23 protein-coding genes are annotated in these 23,747 nt (G+C 39.3%); 17 read left to right on the plus strand and 6 right to left on the minus strand.

The features are described from left to right. Positions 1-325: 325 nt before the first annotated feature. From sufB to TY21_RS08605, 17 genes are all read left to right on the plus strand, one after another. Positions 326-1,765, plus strand: coding sequence for a Fe-S cluster assembly protein SufB (sufB, locus tag TY21_RS08525; protein ID WP_042240255.1), 1,440 nt, complete (start codon positions 326-328; stop codon positions 1,763-1,765). A gap of 6 nt (positions 1,766-1,771) precedes the next feature. Then, entirely contained in the window at positions 1,772-2,557 is a 786-nt protein-coding gene (gene sufC, locus TY21_RS08530) for a Fe-S cluster assembly ATPase SufC (protein ID WP_042240252.1), read from the plus strand. Then, a complete protein-coding gene (sufD, locus tag TY21_RS08535; RefSeq protein ID WP_042240249.1) occupies positions 2,554-3,900 on the plus strand; it encodes a Fe-S cluster assembly protein SufD in 1,347 nt (448 codons plus the stop codon). The genes sufC and sufD overlap by 4 nt, the downstream gene beginning before the upstream one ends. Next, positions 3,881-5,119 carry a cysteine desulfurase gene (locus tag TY21_RS08540; protein WP_042240246.1) on the plus strand — a complete coding sequence of 413 codons (1,239 nt, stop codon included), beginning with the start codon at positions 3,881-3,883 and terminating at the stop codon, positions 5,117-5,119. The genes sufD and TY21_RS08540 overlap by 20 nt, the downstream gene beginning before the upstream one ends. Further along, positions 5,104-6,039: an L-threonylcarbamoyladenylate synthase gene (locus TY21_RS08545; RefSeq protein ID WP_042240240.1), complete on the plus strand. Its 936-nt coding sequence runs from the start codon at positions 5,104-5,106 to the stop codon at positions 6,037-6,039. The genes TY21_RS08540 and TY21_RS08545 overlap by 16 nt, the downstream gene beginning before the upstream one ends. Positions 6,040-6,792: 753 nt before the next feature. Then, a complete protein-coding gene (locus tag TY21_RS08550; protein WP_052354485.1) occupies positions 6,793-7,857 on the plus strand; it encodes a leucine-rich repeat domain-containing protein in 1,065 nt (354 codons plus the stop codon). Positions 7,858-8,387: 530 nt separating this feature from the next. Next, complete coding sequence (locus tag TY21_RS08555) at positions 8,388-9,248, plus strand: leucine-rich repeat domain-containing protein (RefSeq protein ID WP_197725052.1); 861 nt, start codon at positions 8,388-8,390, stop codon at positions 9,246-9,248. Between the two features lie 536 nt (positions 9,249-9,784). Next, a complete protein-coding gene (locus tag TY21_RS08560) occupies positions 9,785-10,990 on the plus strand; it encodes a leucine-rich repeat domain-containing protein (protein ID WP_197725053.1) in 1,206 nt (401 codons plus the stop codon). A gap of 532 nt (positions 10,991-11,522) precedes the next feature. Continuing rightward, positions 11,523-11,804 (plus strand): helix-turn-helix domain-containing protein, encoded by a 282-nt coding sequence (locus TY21_RS08565; RefSeq protein WP_130589654.1) that lies wholly within the window; start codon positions 11,523-11,525, stop codon positions 11,802-11,804. A gap of 50 nt (positions 11,805-11,854) precedes the next feature. After that, positions 11,855-13,489, plus strand: a complete 1,635-nt coding sequence (locus tag TY21_RS08570) for an IS1634 family transposase (protein WP_130589515.1) — start codon at positions 11,855-11,857, stop codon at positions 13,487-13,489. A gap of 199 nt (positions 13,490-13,688) precedes the next feature. Next, a complete protein-coding gene (locus tag TY21_RS11935; RefSeq protein WP_368668655.1) occupies positions 13,689-13,862 on the plus strand; it encodes a winged helix-turn-helix domain-containing protein in 174 nt (57 codons plus the stop codon). Further along, positions 13,850-14,392: an IS630 family transposase gene (locus TY21_RS08580; protein WP_255501537.1), complete on the plus strand. Its 543-nt coding sequence runs from the start codon at positions 13,850-13,852 to the stop codon at positions 14,390-14,392. Before TY21_RS11935 ends, TY21_RS08580 begins: the two co-directional genes overlap by 13 nt. Before the next feature lie 148 nt (positions 14,393-14,540). Beyond that, the gene (locus TY21_RS08585) at positions 14,541-15,605 is read left to right on the plus strand and encodes a leucine-rich repeat domain-containing protein (protein ID WP_197725054.1); all 1,065 of its coding nucleotides are present in this window, start codon (positions 14,541-14,543) and stop codon (positions 15,603-15,605) included. A 301-nt stretch (positions 15,606-15,906) separates the two neighbouring features. After that, the gene (locus TY21_RS08590; RefSeq protein WP_130589656.1) at positions 15,907-16,182 is read left to right on the plus strand and encodes a hypothetical protein; all 276 of its coding nucleotides are present in this window, start codon (positions 15,907-15,909) and stop codon (positions 16,180-16,182) included. Beyond that, the gene (locus TY21_RS08595) at positions 16,151-16,459 is read left to right on the plus strand and encodes a leucine-rich repeat domain-containing protein (protein ID WP_052354543.1); all 309 of its coding nucleotides are present in this window, start codon (positions 16,151-16,153) and stop codon (positions 16,457-16,459) included. The genes TY21_RS08590 and TY21_RS08595 overlap by 32 nt, the downstream gene beginning before the upstream one ends. A 672-nt stretch (positions 16,460-17,131) precedes the next feature. Then, positions 17,132-18,058 carry a leucine-rich repeat domain-containing protein gene (locus tag TY21_RS08600; protein ID WP_130589657.1) on the plus strand — a complete coding sequence of 309 codons (927 nt, stop codon included), beginning with the start codon at positions 17,132-17,134 and terminating at the stop codon, positions 18,056-18,058. 81 nt (positions 18,059-18,139) lie between these two features. Further along, entirely contained in the window at positions 18,140-18,298 is a 159-nt protein-coding gene (locus TY21_RS08605; RefSeq protein WP_130589658.1) for a hypothetical protein, read from the plus strand. Between the two features lie 602 nt (positions 18,299-18,900). Here the strand turns inward: TY21_RS08605 and TY21_RS08610 are convergent. The 6 genes from TY21_RS08610 to sctJ all read right to left on the minus strand — a co-directional run bounded on the left by TY21_RS08610 (position 18,901) and on the right by sctJ (position 23,575). Next, positions 18,901-19,785, minus strand: coding sequence for an EscT/YscT/HrcT family type III secretion system export apparatus protein (locus TY21_RS08610; protein WP_042241713.1), 885 nt, complete (start codon positions 19,783-19,785; stop codon positions 18,901-18,903). A 97-nt stretch (positions 19,786-19,882) separates the two neighbouring features. Next, a complete protein-coding gene (gene sctS, locus TY21_RS08615; RefSeq protein ID WP_042241710.1) occupies positions 19,883-20,164 on the minus strand; it encodes a type III secretion system export apparatus subunit SctS in 282 nt (93 codons plus the stop codon). Positions 20,165-20,174: 10 nt separating this feature from the next. Then, positions 20,175-21,062 carry a type III secretion system export apparatus subunit SctR gene (gene sctR, locus TY21_RS08620; protein ID WP_232044353.1) on the minus strand — a complete coding sequence of 296 codons (888 nt, stop codon included), beginning with the start codon at positions 21,060-21,062 and terminating at the stop codon, positions 20,175-20,177. After that, a complete protein-coding gene (locus TY21_RS08625) occupies positions 21,055-21,711 on the minus strand; it encodes an HrpE/YscL family type III secretion apparatus protein (protein WP_042241705.1) in 657 nt (218 codons plus the stop codon). The genes sctR and TY21_RS08625 overlap by 8 nt, the downstream gene beginning before the upstream one ends. Next, positions 21,708-22,571, minus strand: a complete 864-nt coding sequence (locus TY21_RS08630) for a hypothetical protein (RefSeq protein WP_042241702.1) — start codon at positions 22,569-22,571, stop codon at positions 21,708-21,710. Before TY21_RS08630 ends, TY21_RS08625 begins: the two co-directional genes overlap by 4 nt. A gap of 11 nt (positions 22,572-22,582) precedes the next feature. Continuing rightward, the gene (gene sctJ / locus TY21_RS08635) at positions 22,583-23,575 is read right to left on the minus strand and encodes a type III secretion system inner membrane ring lipoprotein SctJ (protein ID WP_052244099.1); all 993 of its coding nucleotides are present in this window, start codon (positions 23,573-23,575) and stop codon (positions 22,583-22,585) included. Positions 23,576-23,747: the final 172 nt, after the last annotated feature.

Consider the following 23,747-nt stretch of genomic DNA (forward strand, 5'->3'; position numbering starts at 1 on the left):
ATCTGAATAGCTGCCCTGGACCTTTAGATTGATAGTGCGTCCCCAAAGATTACACCTTTAAAGCTACATGATAGGGGTATTGGTACTTTATTAAATCTCTTGAGAAAAAAAGCTAAAAGAGAACTTCCTACCCCTTTGAAAAATAGCTTAAGAAAAAATAGTTTTTAATGCTTAGTTATTTGAAAATTAATCATTTAAATGTTATAATGCTTTTTTAATCTTTGTAAGATCGAAGCTTTGATTAAAGGCTATCTGTCGTCAACTTTTTACTTTTTACATTTGTCTCTACTGTGATATCCTCTTAGCAAGTTATAAGGAGAATTTAATGGCTACACAAGAAGCATTTAGGGGTCAATCCGATTATAAATACGGATTTTCAACTGCGGTTGAAATGGATAGCTTACCTAAAGGGCTCAATGAGATGACTATACGTGCCATCTCGGCAAAAAAAGATGAACCTCAATTTTTGCTAGATTTTCGTCTTAAAGCCTACCGCTTATGGCTTGAATCTACCCCACCCGTTTGGCCTAATCTCCACTATCCTCCTATTGATTTTCAAAATATTTGCTATTACTCTGCTCCTAAGACTAAGGCTAAGTATAATAGCTTAGATGAAGTAGACCCAGAGATTTTACGTACTTTTGAAAGATTAGGGATTCCTTTGGATGAACAAAAGAGATTAACGAATGTCGCGGTCGATATGGTTTTTGATTCCGTTTCGATTGGGACCACTTTTAAGAAAAATTTAGAGGAGGCAGGAGTGGTTCTTTGCTCGATCTCTGAAGCCATTAACCTTTATCCTGATCTTATAAAAAAATATTTAGGCAGTGTCGTTCCTATTGGTGATAATTTTTATGCTACCTTAAACTCTGCGGTGTTTACTGATGGCTCTTTTGTTTACATTCCTAAAGGCGTTAAGTGCCCCATGGAACTTTCTACCTATTTTCGCATTAACGATAAAGAAAGCGGCCAATTTGAACGCACCCTTATCATTGCCGAAGAAGGCTCATCTGTGAGCTATTTAGAAGGGTGCACAGCGCCTGCTTATGACAATAATCAGCTCCATGCTGCGGTAGTAGAGCTTGTTGCTTTGGATCATGCGGAAATTAAATACTCTACCGTTCAAAACTGGTATGCAGGTAATCCAAAAACTGGAGCAGGTGGAATTTATAATTTTGTAACTAAGCGAGGTCGCTGCGCAGGTATTTCGTCTAAAATTTCATGGACCCAAGTAGAAGTGGGAGCTGCTATTACCTGGAAATATCCTAGCTGCATTCTGCAAGGTGATCATTCCGTAGGGGAATTTTACTCGGTAGCCCTGACTAATCATCATATGCAGGCTGATACAGGAACAAAAATGATTCATCTAGGAAAAAACACCCGTTCAACCATAGTTTCTAAAGGAATCTCAGCCGATACCTCTCACAACAGTTACCGTGGCCTAGTTAAAATTGTGCCCAGAGCCCATGGAGCTCGTAACTATACGCAATGCGACTCCATGTTAGTAGGAGATCAATGCTCCGCTAACACTTTTCCTTATATTGAGGTAGGCAACTCTTCTAGCCAAGTGGAACATGAAGCCTCTACCTCTAAAATGAATGAAGAGCAACTTTTCTATATGAGAAGCCGCGGCCTTTCTCAAGAAGATGCTGTCAATATGATCGTTAACGGCTTTTGTAAAGACGTGATTAAAGAGTTACCTCTTGAGTTTGCTGCAGAGGCTCAAAAATTGCTAACATTAAAACTTGAAAATTCGGTTGGATAATTATTCATGACTCACCTTCCCCAAGCGCTTATAGAAATTAAAAATCTTCATGCCAATGTAGAAAACAAGCCTATTTTAAAAGGATTAAACTTAACTGTGCAAGCCGGTGAAATTCATGCCATCATGGGTCCTAATGGTGCAGGAAAATCTACCCTCGCAAAAATTTTAGCAGGCCATCCGGCTTATGAAATTACTTCAGGAGAGATTTTATTCAAAGGCCAAAATATAGTGGAATTGGCACCAGAAGATAGAGCTCATGCAGGAATTTTTATGAGCTTTCAATATCCTTTGGAAATTCCTGGGGTTAGCAATTTGCAGTTCTTACATGCTTCTTATAATTCTGTATTGAAAGCCAAAGGCGCTCCTGAAATGCCTTTAGTAGAGTTTGAGAAATCTCTTGATGAGATTATGAAACGTATGGAAATTAAAACGGAATTTAAAGAACGTAGCCTGAATGAAGGCTTTTCTGGCGGAGAAAAAAAACGCAATGAAATCTTACAAATGGCTGTTTTACAGCCTGCGCTTGCGATCTTAGACGAAACTGACTCAGGGCTTGATATTGATGCCATGCGTATTGTGGCTCGAGGCGTCAATCAACTGATGAATCCTCAGATGGGCTTAATTCTTATCACTCACTATCAAAGGCTTCTCGACTATATTAAACCTAACGTCGTCCATGTCATGGTGGAAGGAAAAATAGTGCAATCAGGTGGTCCTGAATTAGCCCACCAGCTAGAAGATAAAGGGTACGATTGGTTAGTGCCAGCTCCTCAAAGCGAGGCTCTACGATGATCACGGAGAACTATACCGATCAACAAGCTTTTCAGCAGATGCTTCAAAAGATGTATGTGGGCGCTCTTGAAGAAAAAGACCCTACGCGAAAGCTTAAAGAAAAAGCCTGGCTGCGTTTTTTAGAAATAGGTTTACCCACTCGCCAATCTGAAGTTTTTCAATATCTTCGTTTAAGAAATCTTTATATACAAGCCTTTGAGCCCGCCCACATTATCCCCTTATCTGCTGATTCTATTGCCCCGCACATCTTGCCCGAATGCTCAGGCTCTGTTTTAGTGATGATTAATGGAAATTATTATCCACAGCTATCTAATTTGTCTGCTCTTCCTAAAAGAATGGTCATTCTACCTTTAAAGGAAGCTTGGCGGACTTATGGAAGCTTTCTAAACAATCAATGGAATAAACTGCTTATAGAAGAAAAGGATCCTTTTGCGATTCTTAATGCGGCGCTGCATCGTCAAGGAATCTTTATCTATGCTCCCCCTAAAACTCTGGCAGATGTCCCTTTGCAGCTATTACATTTTAATAGTCATGAGCCCAACCTTTCTCTATGGACGAACCCGAGAATCCAAGGCTTCATGGGGGCGCACTCCCAGCTGGATTTAATTGCCACCCACGTGGATGGGCCAGGAAAACAATTTTTATCCAATATTTCTATTGAATTGGCAATGGATGAAGAATCTCATCTACGCTACTTCCAAGTTCCTTTTGAAATATTAAATAAGCATTGGTATTTCGAAGCTTTTCGCGCTAGCCTCAAAAAAGGTAGTACCTTCAAATCTATTTTGGCTAGTAAAGGCTCTACTTCTTTAAGGAATGACTACCGAATAGTCCTCGCCGGTGAAAATGCAGAGGCTAGCTTAAATGGCCTTTGGATGCTTTCTGATCAAGCAGAAGCCCACGCAAATATTTTAGTAGAACATCAAGCCCCTTACTGCCGCTCCATGCAGCTTTTTAAAAGTGTTTTAAACGATGCTAGCCATTCTAGCTTTGAAGGCAAAATTTTAGTACACCAAGCTGCCCAAAAGACCCAAGCTTTTCAGCTGAATAGTAACTTACTGCTTAGTGATAAAGCTAAAGCCGATAGTAAGCCTAACCTTGAAATATTTGCAGATGATGTTAAAGCTTCTCATGGAGCTACCATGGGACAGCTTGATCAGGAACAGCTTTTTTACTTAAGGACGCGGGGGTATTCTGAAAAAGCAGCTAAAAATCTTTTAGTCTACGGCTTTTGTAAAGAAATTATTGAGATGATCCCCTACCCTTCTCTTATGAAAGCCATTAACAAGCAAGCCTCTCGATACCTTATGCAGGAGCCAGGCGATGAAACCAGCTTCTTTTGATGTGGGAAAAATTAGGAAAGATTTTCCCATGCTTGCAAAAACGATGCATGGAAAACCGCTCATCTATTTTGATTCTTCCGCTACAGCTCAAAAGCCGCAGTGCATGATTGATTCCATCCAAGATTTTTATCAAAATCATTACAGTACTGTTCACCGAACGATTTACGAATCTTCTCTTTTGGCTACTAAAAAATATCAGGAAGCCCGCGAGAAAGTTCAAAAGCTTCTGAATGCCTCAAAAATCGAAGAGATTATCTTTACGCGCGGCACCACAGACTCTATCAACTTAGTGGCTTATTCTTTTGGAAAAGCGTTTATTAAGCCTGGTGATGAAATTATTTTAACGCAGATTGAACATCATGCCAATATTGTTCCCTGGCAAATGATGTGTGAAGATAGAAAAGCTGTCCTAAGATTTATTCCCCTCGACAGCCAAGGAAATTTAAAACTCGAAGAGTTTGCTAAGCTTTTAAATTCTAAAACTAGGCTAGTCGCTTTAACGCACGTTTCTAATGCCATTGGCACTATCAATCCCGTCCACGAGATGATTCAAATGGCTCATGCCTATGGAAGCAAAGTACTGGTGGATGGCGCGCAAGCTGTTCCGCATATGAAAGTCGATGTCCAAACCTTAGACGCAGATTTTTACGCTTTCTCAGGTCATAAACTTTACGGGCCTACAGGAATAGGAATTTTATACGGCAAGGCAGAGCTTCTCAATCAAATGCCACCTTATCAAGGAGGAGGCGATATGATTGATAAGGTCGATTGGGAAGAAACTACCTATAATGTGCTACCTTTAAAGTTTGAAGCAGGCACACCCCTTATCGCGGAAGTGATTGGTTTAGGCACTGCTATTGATTATATCAACACGATCGGCTTTTCTGCTATCCACGCTCATGAGCAGGAGCTCTTAGAGTATGCCATTGAAAAAATGGAAAGCATTCCACAAGTGCGCATCATTGGAAAGCCTAAAGAAAAAGCGGCTATCATCAGCTTTATCGTGGAAGGAGCTCATCCGCTCGATATTGGCACTATGCTGGACTTAAAAGGCGTAGCTATACGCACAGGACATCATTGTGCACAGCCCACCATGCGCCATTTTGGTGTGCCAGCCACAGCTAGAATATCTTTTGGCTTATACAATACTAAAGAAGAAATTGATCACTTCATTATCTATCTACAAGAGATTATTGAGCTATTATGCGCATCTCCTTAAAAGAGGCTGCCCACAGGCTGAATACTGGAGAAGTAGTAGGTGTGCCCACAGAAACTGTGTATGGGCTAGCAGCTTCTTTAAATCACCTTCAGGCTATCGAGCATATCTACACCCTTAAAGGACGCCCTTCTAATAATCCTTTAATCATCCATGTGGCTGAACTTAACGAGGTATTATCTTACCAGCAAGGAAACATCAGCGATTTAGAGATCTTAGCACAAGTTTTTTGGCCTGGCCCTATGACAATCGTGCTACCAGTCAAATGTAGATTAATTCCAGCCAAAGCACGTGCCAACTTGCCCACTGCAGCTTTTCGCATTCCTCGGCATCCTTTAGCTTTAGAATTGTTGAAGCAAACAGGACCTCTGGTTATGCCCTCAGCAAACCTTTCAGGCAGCCCATCCTCTACTCGTATTGAACATGTTGAACATGATTTTGGCAAGGCCTTTCCAGTGTTAGACGGAGGAACCTGCCAAAAGGGCTTAGAATCTACGATCTTAACTTATAGAAATGGCTACTGGCAAATTATACGTCAAGGTGCTTTAACTGCTGAAGATTTTTGCTCTTCTCTAGGATACCTTCCTTTATTTCAGCAACAAAACAGTGAAAAACCTCTTTGCCCAGGAGGCATGTATCGTCACTATGCTCCTCAAGCTAAGTTAAAACTTGTACAGTCTTTTAAAAATATTGTAGAAGGCGTTATTATTGGCTTCAGCGATCGACATTATCCTGCAGGCTGCAAAGTTTTTGCTTTAGGGCCTCTTGCAGAACCTGATCTAGCCGCCTCTAATCTATATGCCGTTCTCCGACAACTTGATCAAGAAAAACACCAAGAGGCTTATGTAGATGTAAATTTTTTAAAAAGGGGAATTTTATCTACCTTGTCCGAACGCTTACATCGAGCAAGCGAAGGAGCCTAGTGAGAAGTATTAAAGATAGGGCCTCATCCGAAAAGCAGGAGGTACAAGCCATTTAATAACTTTAAGCTGGGACAATTTTTTTAAAACTCAACGAATTATCCAAAACCTAAGTAAAGCTTGAACTTCTATCCATGGCTACCTTCTGAAGCCGAAACACCTCCTATTATTTAACTTTGACAATGATAAAATAGGCGCTCGCTTGATGCTTATGTCCTTATAATGACCATCGCCTATAGTAATGCTAGGCCTCTTTTGAAACTCAATCTATTCAATTCCAAGTTATAAATTCCTGCAATCAGGTTGAAGCCAAGCGCAAAGCTTTTACGTCTATTTCGGTAGCGCTCCGCTATAATTTTAAAACTTACATTCCTTAGCAAAAAAATAATTAGGAATTCTGAAGACTAATCGAGTAAGATGTTTTCTTTAAAGTTTTAAACTAAACAGCTAAAAGTTATGGAAATAGAGGTTCATCCGGTTTTGTAGGATTTATCATCTTACTTACGATGTTTCTTGTTTATGAAGATGATAAGGGTGCAGCTTGAAGTACTCCATCTCTCGATATCCATAGGCTTACCGTTTCAGGGTCTTGATTTTATTGTTAATTCCTTCAGGCTTGACATTTGTCACTCAGTGCTTAAAATAAGTCAAAAGCCCCTCAAAATAATCAAGATTGATTTGACTTGCTTTTTTAATTATTTTATATTTCTTTAAAAATGAAAATGCTGAAAAATTATCACTACCCAAGGAAATAAAATGCATCCTATCTCTTCGGCATCTATTGAAAGCTTGCCCAATGAATTGCTACTCCCTATCTTAGAGGCTTGCGTAGTTCCTTCCTTATTTAGCGTCTGTAAAAGATGGCATCATCTGCTGGCTTCTGAAGCCATGCCCCCTCTTTATAAGCAAATAGGTAAAGTGCATGTTCCTCAAGGAAATACTAAGGAGCAGGCTCTTATTGTAGATAGGATTTATAAGCTAGAAGAAAAGCTTTCTGAAGCAGCAAAGGTAAATGCAATCTTTAGGCAAATCTTTACTTTAGCCAGGTCTCTTTCAACTTTAGAATTTAAATGGAAGACAGAAGAAAAAAGAGGCTTAACTCTGGCTAATTACTCTTCTTATCTCTTAAATATTAATCGCCTTTTACTTTGGAAAAAGCTTCCTGGTGGGGAAGAATACTTGAGCCGAGAAGAAATTAAGCACTTGCCTCTAGAGAAAAAAGGAGAGCTTCTTAGAGATTGGATTGAAGAAAATTGTAAAAACATCACGGCTTTGGATTTATCTAGAGCAGGCTTGACTTATTTACCCCCAGAAATAGGCCAATTGTCTGAGCTGCAAACCCTTTCCTTAAATCAAAACCAGCTCTCCAGCCTGCCTGCAGAAGTTGGGCAATTGTCTCAGTTGAAAGGGCTTGACTTAAATCAAAATCAGCTCACCAGCCTTCCTGTAGAAATCGGGCAGCTGTCTCAGCTGCAAGAGCTTTACTTAAATCGAAACCAGCTCACCAGTCTTCCTGCAGAAGTAGGACGGCTGGATCAGCTACAATGGCTTTACTTAAGCCAAAACCAGCTCACCGCTCTGCCTACAGAAATAGGCCAATTGTCTCAGCTGCAAGGGCTTTACTTAAATCAAAACCAGCTCACCGCTCTGCCTGCAGAAATTGGGCAGCTGTCCCGGCTGCTATGGCTTGAATTAAATCAAAACCAACTCACCGCTCTGCCTGCAGAAATTGGGCAGCTGTCTGATCTGCAAACACTTGAATTAGCGGAAAATCCTTTGAAGGATATCGCCGAAAAAATAAGGCAGCGTTTTCAATTGTAGAATGGTTGTAAGTACCTTTTAAATCGGGGTGGGCTAAAATGAAATAAAAAACTCTTAGCCATCTTATCTTTAAACAAGTTGCCTTCCAGCAACTAGGCAAGCTTAAACTAACCTACACATTTATAACGACAAGAAGTTTTTCTCTTTTTCTGTAGAGTGTTATGGCTGGGAGGGTAACTTTTCTTGACAGGAAGAAGCTAGGCGTATTGTATTACATCATGCGGTAGAAGAATTAAGACAAGGCACCAAAAAGAGCCGTTTTTCTCAAATAAGGCAAAGAATCAATCTCATTCTTTTAGCCAAACCAAAATTGCCGCGTCACTTAATCGCCAGGACCTGTGGTTGCTCCTAAATGCTTGAAAGGTCTCCCCCCTTTCCGTGAATCTATCTGAAAAAAAAGCGAGGTAGATTATCTGTGAGTTGTTTTCATTGATAAGGATACGAATTGGTTTGACTTGCTTTTTTAATTTTTTATATTGTTTTTAAAAAATAAAAATGCTGAAAAAGTTGTCACTACCCAAGGAAATAAAATGCATCCTATCTCATCGGCCTCTATTGAAAGCTTGCCCAATGAATTGCTGCTCCCTATCTTAGAGGCTTGCGCAGTTCCTTCCTTATTTAGCGTCTGTAAAGGATGGCATCATCTGCTGGCTTCTGAAGTCATGCTCCCTCTTTATAAGCAAATAGGTAAAGTGCATGTTCCTCAAGGAAATGTTAAGGAGCAGGCTCTTATTGTAGATAAAATTTATAAGCTAGAAGAAAAGCTTTCTGAAGCAGGAAAGGTAAATGCAATCTTTAGGCAAATCTTTACTTTAGCCAAGTCTCTTTCAACTTTAGAATTTAAAGTGCAAATAGGAGAAAAGAGGCATTTTACTCTCGCTAATTACTCTTCTTATCTCTTAAATATTAATCGCCTTTTGCTTTGGAAAAAACTTCCTGGCGGGAAAGAATACTTGAGACGAGAAGAAATTAAGCACTTGTCTCTAGAGAAAAAAGGGGAGCTTCTTAGAGGTTGGATTGAAGAAAATTGCACAAACACCATGTTTTTAAATTTATCTAAAGCAGGCTTGACTTATTTACCCCCAGAAATATGCCAGTTATCTCAGTTGCAAACGCTTGACTTAAACGACAACCAGCTCACCGCTCTGCCTGAAGAAATCGGGCAGCTATCTCAGCAGCTGCAAACGCTTTACTTAAATCAAAACCAGCTCACCAGCCTGCCTGTAGAAATCGGGCAGTTGTCTGAGCTGCAATGGCTTTACTTAAATCAAAACCAGCTCACCAGTCTGCCTGCAGAAATCGGGCAGCTGTCTCAGCTTACCAAGCTTGAATTAGCGGAAAATCCTTTGAAAGATATTCCAGAAAAAATAAGGCAGTGTTTTCAATTGTAGGATGGTTGTAAGTGCTTTTTAAATTGGAGTAAGCTAAAGTGAAATAAAAAACTGTTAGCCACCTTATCTTTAAACAAGTAATCCGCTTTCCTTTCCGCAACTAAGCAAGCTTAAACTAACCTACACACTTATAAAAACAAGAAGTTTTCTCTTTTTCTGCAGATTGTTATAGCTGGGAGGATAACTTTTCTTGACAGGAAGAAACTGGTGTATTGGATTCTATCATTCGGCAGAAGAATTAAAACAAGGCACCAAAAAGAGCCGTTTTTCTCAAATAAGGCAAAGAATCAATCTCATTCCTTTAGCCGCACCAAAATTGCCGAGTCACTTAATCCCCAAAACCTGTGGCTGCTCCTAAATGCTTGGAAGGTCTCCCCCCTTTCCGTGAATCTATCTGAAAAAAAAGCGAGGTAGATTATCTGTGAGTTATTTTCATTGATAAGGATACGAATTGTTTTGACTTGCTTCTTTAATTTTTTTATATTGTTTTTAAAAATATAAATGCTGAAAAAGTTATCAATACCCAAGGAAATAAAATGCATCCTATCTCATCGGCATCTATTGAAAGCTTGCCCAATGAATTGCTGCTCCCTATCTTAGAGGCTTGCGTAGTTCCTTCCTTATTTAGCGTCTGTAAAAGATGGCATCATCTGCTGGCTAATGAAGTCATGCCCCCTCTTTATAAAAAAATAGCACAGCTTCATTTCCCCACGAAGAATGCCACTACCCAGCGAACTCTTATGTTAGCTAAAGTTTATCAACTTAATCCTGGACTTACCTCTACCCAAAAAGTTTATCAAGTTTTTAAGCAAGTTTTTACCTTAGCTAAATCGATTTCTCCTTTGGAATTTAAATGGAAAACAGAAGAAAAAAGAGGCTTAACGCTGGCTAATTACTCTTCCTATCTTGTAAATATTAATCGCCTTTTACTTTGGAAAAAACTTCCTGGTGGGGAAGAATACTTGAGCCGAGAAAAAATTAAGCACTTGCCTCTAGAGAAAAAAGGAGAGCTTCTTAGAGATTGGATTGAAGAAAATTGTAAAAACATCACGGCTTTGGATTTATTTAGAGCAGACTTGACTTATTTACCCTCAGAAATAGGCCAATTGTCTCAGCTGCAAACGCTTAACTTAAGCCAAAACCAGCTCGCCAGCCTTCCTGCAGGAATAAGCCAATTGTCTCAGCTGCAAACGCTTAACTTAATCCAAAACCAGTTCACCGCTCTTCCTGCAGAAATAGGGCGGCTGTCTCAGCTGCAATGGCTTCAATTAGATCAAAACCAGCTCACCAGTCTACCTGCAGAAATTGGGCAGCTGCCTCAGCTGCAATATCTTTACTTAAATCAAAACCAGCTTACCAGTCTTCCTGCAGAAATAGGTCAATTGTCTCAGCTGCAAGTGCTTCAATTAAATCAAAACCAGCTCACCAGCCTGCCTGCAGAAATCGGGCGGCTGTCTCAACTAAAATGGCTTGTTTTAAGCCAAAACCAGCTCACCGCTCTGCCTACAGAAATAGGTCAATTGTCTCAGCTGCAATGGCTTCAATTAGATCAAAACCAGCTCACCAGCCTTCCTGCAGAAATCGGGCAGTTGTCTAAGCTGCTACAGCTTAGCTTAAATCAAAACCAGCTCACCAGTCTGCCTGCAGAAATCGGGCAGCTGTCTCAGCTTACCAAGCTTGAATTAGCGGAAAATCCTTTGAAAGATATTCCAGAAAAAATAAGGCAGCGTTTTCAATTGTAGAATGGTTGTAAGTGCTTTTTAAATTGGAGTAAGCTAAAGTGAAATAAAAAACTGTTAGCCACCTTATCTTTAAACAAGTAATCCGCTTTCCTTCCCGCAACTAAGCAAGCTTAAACTAACCTACACACTTATAAAAACAAGAAGTTTTTCTCTTTTTCTGCAGATTGTTATAGCTGGGAGGATAACTTTTCTTGACAGGAAGAAACTGGCGTATTGGATTCTATCATTCGGCAGAAGAATTAAAACAAGGCACCAAAAAGAGCCGTTTTTCTCAAACAAGGCAAAGAATCAATCTCATTCTTTTAGCCAAACCAAAGTTGCCGCGTCACTGAATCCCCAAAACCTGTGGCTGCTCCTGAATGCTTAGAAGGTCTCCCCCTTCCGTGAATCTATCTGAAAAAAAAGCGAGGTAGGTTATACCATTTAAACGAACTCCGTAAGTAGCAGCTATTGAGAATTGCAAACAGCCTTTTTCTAAATTCAAATAAGGAGGATAATTTAGGGAGAGAAAAGGTTTGGAAAGGAGGAAACCATGTTTGTAGCTTTTTATCATACAATAGAGGAATTAAATGCCATGGCAAAAAAGAAAGCCTATGGCAGTTACAGTTGTAAACTAAGAGCAGTGGTGATGGAAGGAGAAAGCGCATATCAGATAGGAAAAGCGCTAGGTTATTGTACAAGCGCTATTCAAAAATGGATCCGAAGGTATAACGGAAGTTCCATTTTTTTTATAAGGTTAAAGTGTTTAATTATTTTATTATTAAAGCTTTATGGCTTTTTTATAAAATTTTGTAGTCACCAAAATTTTAATTAAAATTGTTTTTAATATTTACATAAATCTTTTTATTAGTGTATTTTGTAGGTATGCATATAGTGAAGTCAAAATTTAAATCAGCTGCCGGCAAAGTTTATGAAACAATTTTGCTACGAGAATCCTATAGAGAAGGCAAAACCGTCAAAAAACGCACGGTGGGTAATCTATCCAATTGCACACCTGAAGAAATTGCTGCTATCGAGTTAGCTTTAAAACATAAAGGTAATCTCCAAGCTTTAACCTCGTGTAGTGGAGCCACAATGCAAGAGGGATTATCTGTCGGTGGCGTATGGGTGATCTACCAAATGGCTAAACGTTTAGGAATTGTGGATGCACTTGGCAATAGCCGAGAAGGTCAGCTCGCGTTGTGGCAAGTGGTAGCACGCGTATTGGAGCAAGGCTCAAGGCTTTCTGCCGTCAGGTTGGCAGAAACGTATGCCATTGCACCTGTAATTGACTTGCAAAAGGGCTTTAACGAAGAAGATCTTTATAAGAATCTTTTGTGGTTATGCCAAAGCCAAGCCTCTATCGAAGATCGATTATTTACTAAAAGTTTTTGCAAGAAACCTCCTCACTTATTTTTGTATGATGTCACTAGCTCGTATTTAGAAGGCGAGAAAAACGAGCTTGCCGATTGGGGTTACAACCGAGACAAAAAGAAAGGTAAGAAGCAAATTGTGATAGGCTTGCTAAGTTCAGCCGATGGCACACCCGTATCAACCGAAGTGTTTAAAGGCAATACCCAAGATACTTCTACCTTCCATGCTCAGATCAAAAAAGCTAAAGAACGCTTTAAATGCGAGAAAGTCACTTTTGTAGGCGATAGAGGGATGATTAAAAGCGGGCAGATCGAAAATTTACAAGAGCAGGGTTTTCATTATATTACCGCTATGACAAAAGCTCAAATAGAGACCTTAATGAAAAAAGGTGTGATCGAATATACGCTATTTGATAATAACTTGGCTGAAGTCAAAGAAGATGGGATAAGATATATTCTTAAGCGCAATCCTGTGCGCGCCCAGGAAATCGCCCATTCTCGTCTCAGCAAGCTAGCTAGCATTGAAAAATTGGTCGCTATGCAAAATGCCTATCTACATGCGCATCCCAAAGCACAGGTAGAAGTAGCGCTGAAAAAAATTAAAACTAAAATCGAGCGTTTAACGCTTAAAACTTGCGTGACAGTTAGCGCACAAGATAGAAGTTTATCTGTATGCCTCAATCAAGAAATACTAGCTGAGGATGCTAAGCTAGATGGTTGCTATGTGATTAAAACCGATCTTGCTTGCGAAGAAGTGAGCATGCAAGAAGTACATGATCGTTATAAAGATTTAGCTAGAGTAGAATCAGCTTTTAGAACAGTAAAAAACGATCTTGAGATACGGCCAGTCTATGTACGTTCAGAAGAAAGTACAAGGGGCCATGTTTTAATTGTAATGTTAGCCTACATGATTATCAGAGAACTTGATAAAGCCTGGAAGGACCTTTATTTAACAGTAGAAGAGGGCTTGCGCAGTTTATCTACTTTAACGCTAATAGAATGGACAGTAAATGATGGCTTAAGTTTTCAGCAAATCCCCGAACCACGTCACCAAAACAGACAAATGCTTGAAGCCTTAAAAGTAGAGTTACCAAAAGTTTTACCAAAGAATCATGCGCATGTAGTCACTAGGAAGAAGCGCCGATAATTCACTTAAATTATTAATAATCAACAGCTTGATTGCTACCGATTGTTTCTAAAAAAGTGGAACTTCCGGTATAATGCTCAAAATTTAGAGGGCCTGAAAGATAGGAGGCCTGTAATAACAGGAAGAAAAAGCTTTCTTAGAGAGGGTAGAAAAAGGGCCTGAACCTGACGAAAGCATCAATGTTTTCCACCTAGTTGATCTGCAAGCTATTCTAAAAAAAGAGTTTGGCAAAAACTTAACCTTGCAAGGAATTTGGACAATCTTACGTCGCAGCCGCTATACGCCTTTGGTTCCTCGTCCTCAGCATTATAAAGCTAACCTAAGGGACCAAGAAGCCTTTAAAAAAAAATTCCAGAAGTCATCACCAGCTTAAACAAACAATTTCCTAAGAAAAACATCGAAATTTGGTTTGAAGATGAAGCACGGCTTGGACAACAAAGCACCTCTACTAAGGTATGGGCAAAAAAAGGAACGCGGCCAAAAGCTCCTAGGCAGACAGAATATAAAAATCTGTATGTAGCTACAGCTGTTTGCCCATGTTCAGGGCAAGCAGAAGGGATGATTTTACCTTTCTTAAATAGCCAAGGAGTGGAAATTCTTCTTGAGCAAGTTAGTCAATCACTGTCTGCTTCTTCCCATGCTTTGCTAATTTTAGACCGAGCTAGCTATCATACTAGTAAAACGCTGAAAGTTCCTTCCAATATTCACCTGCTCTTTCTACCTCCTTATAGTCCTGAACTTAATCCTGTTGAAAACTTATGGCATTACTTGCGTAGCCATTTTTGGTCTAATCGTATTTATCGAGGTTATAAAGAACTAGAAAAGATGGCAATAGCTTCTTGGAGAAAGGTATGTCTGGAAGAAAAAAGAATGAAAAGCTTATGTGCTGTATCGTATGTCTAATTGTGTAAGGAGTAATTTAAAAGCGTATTATCTGTGAGTTGTTTTTCATGGATAAGGATACGAATTCGTTTGACTTGCTTTTTTAATTTTTTATATTGTCTTTAAAAAACACAAATAATAAAATGTCATCCCTACCCAAGGAAATAAAATGCATCCTATCTCATCGACATCTATTGAAAGCTTGCCCAATGAATTGCTGCTCCCTATCTTAGAGGCTTGCGCAGCTCCTTCCTTATTTAGCGTCTGTAAAAGATGGCATCATCTGTTGGCTTCTGAAGTGATGCCTTCTCTTTATAAACAAATAGGTAAAGTACATGTTCCTCAAGGAAATGTTAAGGAGCAGGCTCTTATTGTAGATAGGATTTATAAGCTAGAAGAAAAGCTTACTGAAGTAGCAAAGGTAAATGCAATCTTTAGGCAAATCTTTACTTTAGCCAAGTCTCTTTCTCCTTTAGAATCTAAAGAGAAAACAGAAGAAAAAAGAGGCTTAACGCTGGCTAATTACGCTTCTTATCTCTTAAATATAAATCGTCTTTTGCTTTGGAAAAAACTTCCTGGTGGGGAAGAATACTTGAGCCGAGAAGAAATTAAGCACTTGCCTCTAGAAAAAAAAGGAGAGCTATTTAGAGAGTGGATTGAAGAAAATTGTAAAAACATCACGACTTTGGATTTATTTAGAGCAGGCTTGACTTCTTTACCTTCAGAAATAGGCCAATTATCACAGCTGATACGGCTTTACTTAAGCAAAAACCAGCTCACCGCTCTGCCTACAGAAATCTGGCAGCTGCCTCAGCTACAATGGCTTGATTTAAGTCAAAACCAGCTCACCCGCCTACCTGAAGAAATCGGGCAACTGTCTCAGCTGCAAGTGCTTGGCTTAGACCACAACCAGCTCACCAGCCTGCCTGAAGAAATCGGGCAACTGTCTCAGCTGCAAACGCTTTACTTAAATCAAAACCAGCTCACCGCTCTGCCTGCAGAAATCGGGCAGCTGTCTAAGCTACGAGTGCTTGACTTAAATCAAAACCAACTCACCAGCCTGCCTACAGAAATTGGGCAGCTGTCTCAGCTGCAAACGCTTTACTTAAATCAAAACCAGCTTACCAGTCTTCCTGCAGAAATCGGGCAGCTGTCTGATCTGCAAACGCTTAAATTAGCAGAAAATCCTCTGAAAGATATCGCCGAAAAAATAAGGCAGCGCTTTCAATTGTAGAATAGCAAGTACTTTTTAAATTGGGGTGGGCTAAAATGAAATAAGAAACTTTTAACCACCTTATCTTTAAAGAAGTAATCCGCACTTAAATCAAAACCAGCTCACCAGCCTGCCTGCAGAAGTGGGTCAATTGTCTCAGCTGCAAAAGCTTGAATTAGCGGAAAACCCTTTGAAGGATATCGCCGAAAAAATAAGGCAGCATTTTCAATTGTAGAATGGCCATAAGTACTTTTAAATCGGGGTGGGCTAAAATGAAATAAAAAACTCTTAGCCATCTTATCTTTAAACAAGTAATCAGCACATAAATCACAACCAGCTCACCAGTCTGCCTACAAAAATCGGGCAGCCATCCAAGTTGCAAAAGCTTCACTTAAGTGACAACCTGGTTAACACCCTCCCTATAGAGATAGGTCAGCTATTCCAGGTTAAACACCTTAACTTAGATAATAATCAGCTTGGCTCCCTTCCTATAAAGGATTGGGCAACTATCAAAGCTGCAACAACTCCACTTAAGCAACAACCTGCCTTCCATCATTCCCATAGAGATGAGTCAATTATCGCAGCTGCAAAGCTTTGACTTAAGCATCAACCAGCTAACCATTATCCCTAAAGAGGTAGGGCAGCTATCCAAGCTACAATACCTGGACTTAAGCAAGAACCAACTTACCACCTTTCCTACAGAGATAAGGCAGCTTTCTCAGCTGCAAGAACTTGACTTACACGACAAACAGCTTACTACTCTTCCTGCAGAGATAGGACAGCTATTGCAGCTGCAAGTGCTTGACTTAAAAAATAATCAGCTTATCTTTGTTCCGATAGAGATAGGGGCAGATATCAAAGGAATTAGATCTTGATCTAAAGGGAAATCCATTAAAAAGTATTCCTGAGGATATAAGGTAATGGCTTGGCCTATAACTTGAAAAGTTTGTATCTGGATCACTTAGCTTGTTAAAAGGAAGATAGGGATAAGATTAGAAGATTTTAAAGATATAAAGAACATGTGGCCCCTTATAGGGGCCTAGCAGCTAAAGATAGGTTTTCACTTACAGTAGGGCAAGAGAATTTTGAGCAGATTTGGGTATATTTTCATTGTATGTTTAGAGGCAAAAAGTAGGTAAAATTTTAAAAACGATGCTTAACATTTTTTTTCATGTCTCATTCTCGTTCACATTTTCTTAACGACTAAAAATTTGTATAAACCTTAAAGAGGTCCTGCGCGGTATAAGAATTAAAACAAGACACCAAAAAGAGCCGTTTTTCTCAAATAAGGCAAAGAATCAATCTCATTCCTTTAGCCACACCAAAATTGCCGCATCACTTAATCCCCAAAACCTGTGGCTGCTCCTAAATGCTTGGAAGGTCTCCCCCCTTTCCTTGAATCTGTCTAAAAGTAAAGCGTGGTAGATCATTTGTGAGTTGCTTTTCATTGATAAGAGCACGAATTCGTTTGACTTGCTTTTTTAATTTTTTATATTGTCTTTAAAAAACACAAATAATAAAAGGTCATCACTACCCAAGGAAATAAAATGCATCCTATCTCTTCGGCCTCTATTGAAAGCTTGCCCAATGAATTGCTGCTCCCTATCTTAGAGGCTTGCGCAGTTCCTTCCTTATTTAGCGTCTGTAAAAGATGGCATCATCTGCTGGCTACTGAAGTCATGCCCCCTCTTTATAGACAAATAGGTAAAGTGCATGTTCCTCAAGGAAATGTTAAGGAGCAGGCTCTTATTGTAGATAGGATTTATAAGCTAGAAGAAAAGCTTTCTGAAGCAGCAAAGGTAAATGCAATCTTTAAGCAAATCTTTACTTTAGCCAAGTCTTTTTCTCCTTTGGAATTTAAAGAGAAAACGGAAGAAAAAAGAGGCTTAACGCTGGCTAATTACTCTTCTTATCTCTTAAATATTAATCGCCTTTTACTTTGGAAAAAACTTCCTGGTGGGGAAGAATACTTGAGCCGAGAAGAAATTAAGCACTTGCCTCTAGAGAAAAAAGGAGAGCTTCTTAGAGATTGGATTGAAGAAAATTGTAAAAACATCATGGTTTTAGATTTATCTAAAGCAGGCTTGACTTATTTACCCTCGGAGATAGGCCAACTGTCTCAGTTGCTACAGCTTATCTTAAATCAAAACCAGCTCACCGCTCTGCCTACAGAAATAGGGCGATTGTCTCAGCTGAAAGGGCTTTACTTAAATCAAAACCAGCTCACCGCTCTGCCTACAGAAATCGGACAGCTGTCTAAGCTACGATGGCTTCAATTAAATCAAAACCAGCTCACTAGCCTTCCTGCTGAAACAGGGCAGTTGTCTCAGCTGCAACATCTTTACTTAAATCAAAACCAGCTCACCGCTCTGCCTGCAGAAATCGGGCAACTGTCTCAGCTGCAAACGCTTGAATTAGCAGAAAATCCTTTAAAGGATATCGCCGAAAAAATAAGGCAGCGTTTTCAATTGTAGAATGATTGTAAGTACTTTTTAAATTGGAGTAGACTAAAATGAATAGCAAACTTTTAGCCATCTTATCTTTAAAGAAATAATCTGCACTTAGATCAAAACCAGCTCATCAGTCTGCCTGCAAAAATCGGGCGGCCATCCAAGTTGCAAAAGCTTCACTTAAGTGACAACCTGGTTACCACCCTTCCTATAGAGATAGGTCGGCTATCTCAGGTTAAACACCTTCATTTAAACAGCAACTAGATTATCATTCTTCCTATAGAGATAAGCCAGCTATCCCAACTGCAATTGCTCTTCTTGTAGAACAACCAACTTACCTTCCTTCCTACAGAGATTGGGCAGCTATCAAAGCTGCAAAGACTCCACTTAAGCGACAACCTGCCTGACATCATTCCTATAGAGAGGAGTCAATTATCGCAGCTTCAATGCTTTGACTTAAGCATCAACCAGCTAACCATTATCCCTAAAGAGGTAGAGCAGCTATCTCAGCTGAAATACCTTTAATTAAACGACAAACAGCTCACCAACCTTCCTGCAGAAATCTGGCAGCTACCAGAATGGCTAACTATTAACTTAGAGGGCAACTTCCTAGAAAATATTTCAGTGAAAGTAAAGCAACTTTTTAAGCTGTAATTGAAAAGGCTGCCGTCTTCATAACCTATAAAGTTAAAAGAGCAATTGGTATTCTCTGATAAATGTGTTCTTTATTAAGTAGATGGCTTTCTTAGCATAACCTTACCCAATGAAAATAAACGCTTTAAAAGCCTTTTATACTTAAGAGTTTTCTGCCAGGCTATGTATTAACCGCTCACCTGTTTTTGAAACCGGGATTTTCAGGTGAAAAATCATGAAACTACAGCTCCCACCTCATTAAATCCACTCACGCTCCCTTTAATCGTTCTTAGCATGTTGATCACTTCATTTATCCATACATAGCCTTGCTTAGCCATTTCTTCATTCAGCATTTTCCAGCCTACACATACAATTAATAGGGCTAATAATGATTTTAAAGGCATGCCTAAAAAAGTAATTTGAACTTGCGGGGCTAGGCGGTTAGCAATTCCTAAAAAGAAGTCTGTCATCATAATCATAATTAAAGCAGGTGATGCCAAACGAATACTGATGACCATTATTTTATTTAGCAGGGCAATCTCGTTCGCCCAGAATACTGAGGATCGTTCAAAAAATTTGAGATTGATAATTTGATCAGCAGGAATTACTTCATAAGAGGTAAGGATAGCCTCCATGAATAAAAAAGGACCATCGATCATAAAAAATATCCAAATCATCACGTAGTTGAACAACGTTCCTAGAGGTGAAGATTGATTTTGAATGGTCGGATCATTAACCATTAAGCTGGCTCCCCCTCGCTGGTGATCAATGATAATGCCAGCGCTTTGCACAATAACAAAAGGCAAGCTAATGAGGAAGCCTATGATTGTCCCCACAAACAACTCTTTAAATATTAAAAAAACTAGCTTTAGGTTGAAATCAATTTTATGGGTAACTAATAGCAATTGCGGTAAAAAGATGATAAAGAGACCAATCCCTAGAGCCACCTTTGCAGGCTGAGGCATCACCCTTGCTCCAAAAAAAGGTGATTGCAAAAGAATAGGGAAAAAGCGTGAGAGAAATAAAAAGAAAAGCGCAACAAAAGAGAGCAATCCCCCTTCGGTATTGAAGGCACTATTTAAAAATAACGCTATAAAACTGTCAGTAGTTTCAGCCATTATGAAATTCTTATATTTTTTGTCTCTATCTTAACGAGTAGTCTTTAGAGGCTAAATAAAACCACGGGAAAGTGCAATTGTGTTTACAAGTTGTTTATCACCCTTGAGAAGCTAAACTCCACTGTGCAAAGTGGGAAAATATATCCCCTGCAAACTCCATGATCTGAGCTCCCAACCATCCCCCTAAAATCATCAAGGTAAGCGTTACCGCCACCAATTTTATAGTAAATGATAAAGTCTGTTCTTGAATTTGTGTGGCTGCCTGAAAGATCGCTACGATCACCCCAAAAAACATACTCACCAAAATGGGTGGTGCTGAAAGGATAAGAATCAGCAAAAGAGCATGATAAGCAAGCTGTATAACCTGTGTCTGAAACATAATCTGATCCTTAGCGGAAAGTGTTTACCAAGCCTTCAATTAACATTGTCCATCCATCTAGCATTACAAGTAAAAATAATTTTAAAGGCATAGATATGGTTACGGGGGATAGCATCATCATACCCATCGCTAATAAAACGTTTGATACGACTAGATCTATGACAAAGAAGGGAATGTAAATGAGCACTCCTATCTCAAATGCATCTTTAAGCTGGCTAGTAATATAAGCTGGCACTACAATCATAAAATCATCAGGCTTTAGCGTGGGTCGATAATTATCCGGTAAAACGCGATAAGCCATACGGTAAAACAAAGCATGATGCTTAACAGAAGAGTTTCTTTTCAAAAAATCACGCAAAGGCTCTCTCCCAGCTTCCACTAAAGCCATTATATATGCAGAAGATCCTGCAGAAATAAGGGATTCTGGAGCAGCTTGCTGGTTAACCACCTGCATCGAGGCATCATACATCTTTAAAGCCGTAGGATACATCACATAGATACTCAGCATGAAAGCAACCCCGTTGATCACTTGATTGGGAGGCGATTGTTGGACACCAAGCGCACTACGCAAAAGCGACAAGACGACGACGATTTTCATAAATGAAGATAAAATCATCACTATAAAGGGCAGCATAGCCAAAAGAGATAATACCGCCGCCTGAGTAATCAAGGAAGGTTTTCTAAAATTATCAAACCGTATATCCAGCTCTTTTTCTGCAGGGGTTTTCTCTCCGGGCCTTACTACAGCTTTTCCAGCTTCTATCGAAGTGGTACTCCGAGGAGGAGAACTTTGGGCCCAACATTCAGGAGAGATCATACATAATAGAGCTAGTACTAACATCCATGACAGACAGTTTAAAGAAAATAAACGTTTAATAATTGCTTTAGTTTTAGCCATGCCCCTGTGCCGCCTTCTCATGTTGTTTCATCATTCTATCAAAAGCATTTTCAATAATACGCCATTGATTTTCAAGCTGGGCATTGATAATACCCCCTTCCGTCTCAATAATACATCCGCCCGATTCAATATCTGCACGCTCTCGAATTATCAACGTTTCAAGACTTTCGAAGAGATCTTTAACTTGCTGGCGATTTTTCTCTAATGCTTCAAGATCTTTTTTGTTTACGTAAATGGTGATTTTTTTGTGTGTTACTACCGCTTTTAAGCTATTGCTAACAATATCTACAACCGCAGTCTCGGATAGCTCCAGCTCTCGACCTACAATCTTCTTAGCAGCTTTTAATGCAATGGGTAAAGCTACTTTTTCTGTTTCATGACGTACATTTATAATCTCTTCTTCCACTTTAGCTATTTGTTCTACCCATTTCTTAAAACCTTCCTCAAATCCTTCTTTTTGCGCCTGCTCCTTAAGTTTTTCGATTTCTTCAGCTACTCCTTGCTTATACTTGAGGGCATCTTTTTTTACTTCTTCCATGAGTTGGTAAGCTTCCAATGCTTGCGAAAACTCTTCAGCAGGAATAACACGTGTTTCTGGAGCTACATGAACGCCATTGCCATGGATCAGGGAAAAAAATTTCTTTTTCACATTTCACTCTTCGGTTTTAAAAAGTTCATAACATTTATCACTTGTTGGATAAGCACCGAAGTTACAGCAGGGCTACTCGGTAGTTTATAGTGTTTTTCTATAATAGCGCTACGCCCTATATCCAATTTCCTTAGCAAGTACCACATAAAATGAGAGTGAGTGCCGCTTAAAGCTTTTCCTAAGCGGTAAAGGCCTCGCTGGTGAATCTTTCGTTGTAGCTCAGTGCTCTCTCCTTTCCATTTCTGCAGATCCATTTTAGCAGCAATGAACCTACTTTTTTGATGTAAGCAGAGACGAACAAACTGTATTTTTTTACTGTCTAAACATGCATAGACTTTTTGTAAACTTTTCTTGTCTACCACATGACGCAATTCTTCCGCTAAATCATATAAACCTAAAAAATCAATTAAGTAAATAATTTCCCTACGCGATAAAGCTAGCAATATGGATAAATCTTGCTTGGGCAAAAAAGCGGGTGAAAGAATTTCAGTTTGCTTAACCTGATCGTATAGCTTCCTAATAAAAAATGCCCTCGCAGGCTTAGGCATGAACACAGAAGGGTCACTAATATTTAAATATTTTTTTAAGCTAGCGGCCAAAGGATTAGGCAATGCTGAGACCATAAGGTTTTGAAGATGAGTAGGAAACTGTTGAACATGAGGAGCTACCCAAGAATAATGGATTTCTTTAAGAAATTCATGCGGCTTAACAAAGATAGGATCTACATCTGTCGTAATTATCTGATGTCCAATAATTTGCTTTGCTTCATTTTCCGGCAACCCCTTAAGAAATTCTTGAGATGTCTTAGGATGAAAGCGATTTAGCAAAATACGTATAAGAATTTGTGTTTTGGTATGCATAGTAAAGAGCCTTATGTCTCATCAACATCTTTATCAACCAAACCTTTATCTTCCGAAGAATTTTTATCTTCCGCAGGTTCTTCAGTGTCCTGGGTTTTCTCTTCTTCAGGAGCCCCAATTTTTAATGGTTGAAGATGAAACAGTTCTTTAAAACCCCCATGTCTTTTTAATAAAGGATAAATCTTCCAAGTTAACCAAATTAAACACACAGCCATAAGTAAAAGAAGAAAAGAAAAAGTAAAGAACACTACTCGAAAACGTGTCACCGACTCCTTGGCTAAAACAATTGTCCAAATGCTCACATAAGATTTCTCTTCATGCTCGCCCGATAAGAATGAGGTAGATAGATCGCTTCCACGTGCTCTATCAGAAATGACCGTTACATCATTGAAATTTAGACCTGTGATACTTGCGGCCACTAAACGTTTGATTTTGGTAATTAAATGACTATTAGGATCATCTAACACCCCATTATGTTTTACATATACAGAAGCTGTGATTTTGCCCTTAGTTTTCCCTGGGCTTAAAGGGTCTTCCTCAGGAAAAGAAAGCTGAACCTCTGCATCTAAAACACCATCTATCTTACGTATGACGCTAGCAATCTGCTCGGCTAGTCCAGCCTCATAACGGATTTTATCCTGTCTTTCAGAAGGCACTAACCCTACATTAGAAAAAATGGAAAGTAAATTTTGACTACGCTTTCTTGGTAGGCCAGCTTGGTTTAGCAGGGCCATGGCTTGAATAGCATCTTTTTCATTTACGCTTACATCCCATAAAACTATTTTAGAAGCACCCGTTCCTCCCCCTGCAGATTGCATCTTATTGGCATTGATTCCTTTGCTTTCTAGAAAAACAAGAATTTCATTAGCTTCTCTTTCATCTAGACTATTGACAATTGTCTTTTGCGACTCGCAACTAGTGAATAGAAAGGAAGAAGCGATGAGAAGTGAATAGGCAAAAAAGCGTAACATTTGATGGGAAGCTAAAGTAATGAGGTTATACATGTTTATATCTCAATTTTGTTATTAAATGCATCCTAGCATATTGATATATTTTTGCTATACTTTCTTTCTTGCAAAAATGAAACTCAAGTCTCTCCTTAAGATGGAGCTTTATCAAGCTAGGCTTACTTTGATTAAAACCCCTAGGCCATTACAACCTTATTCTCTTCATATA

Source organism: Neochlamydia sp. S13 (genome assembly GCF_000648235.2).
Lineage (GTDB): Bacteria > Chlamydiota > Chlamydiia > Chlamydiales > Parachlamydiaceae > Neochlamydia.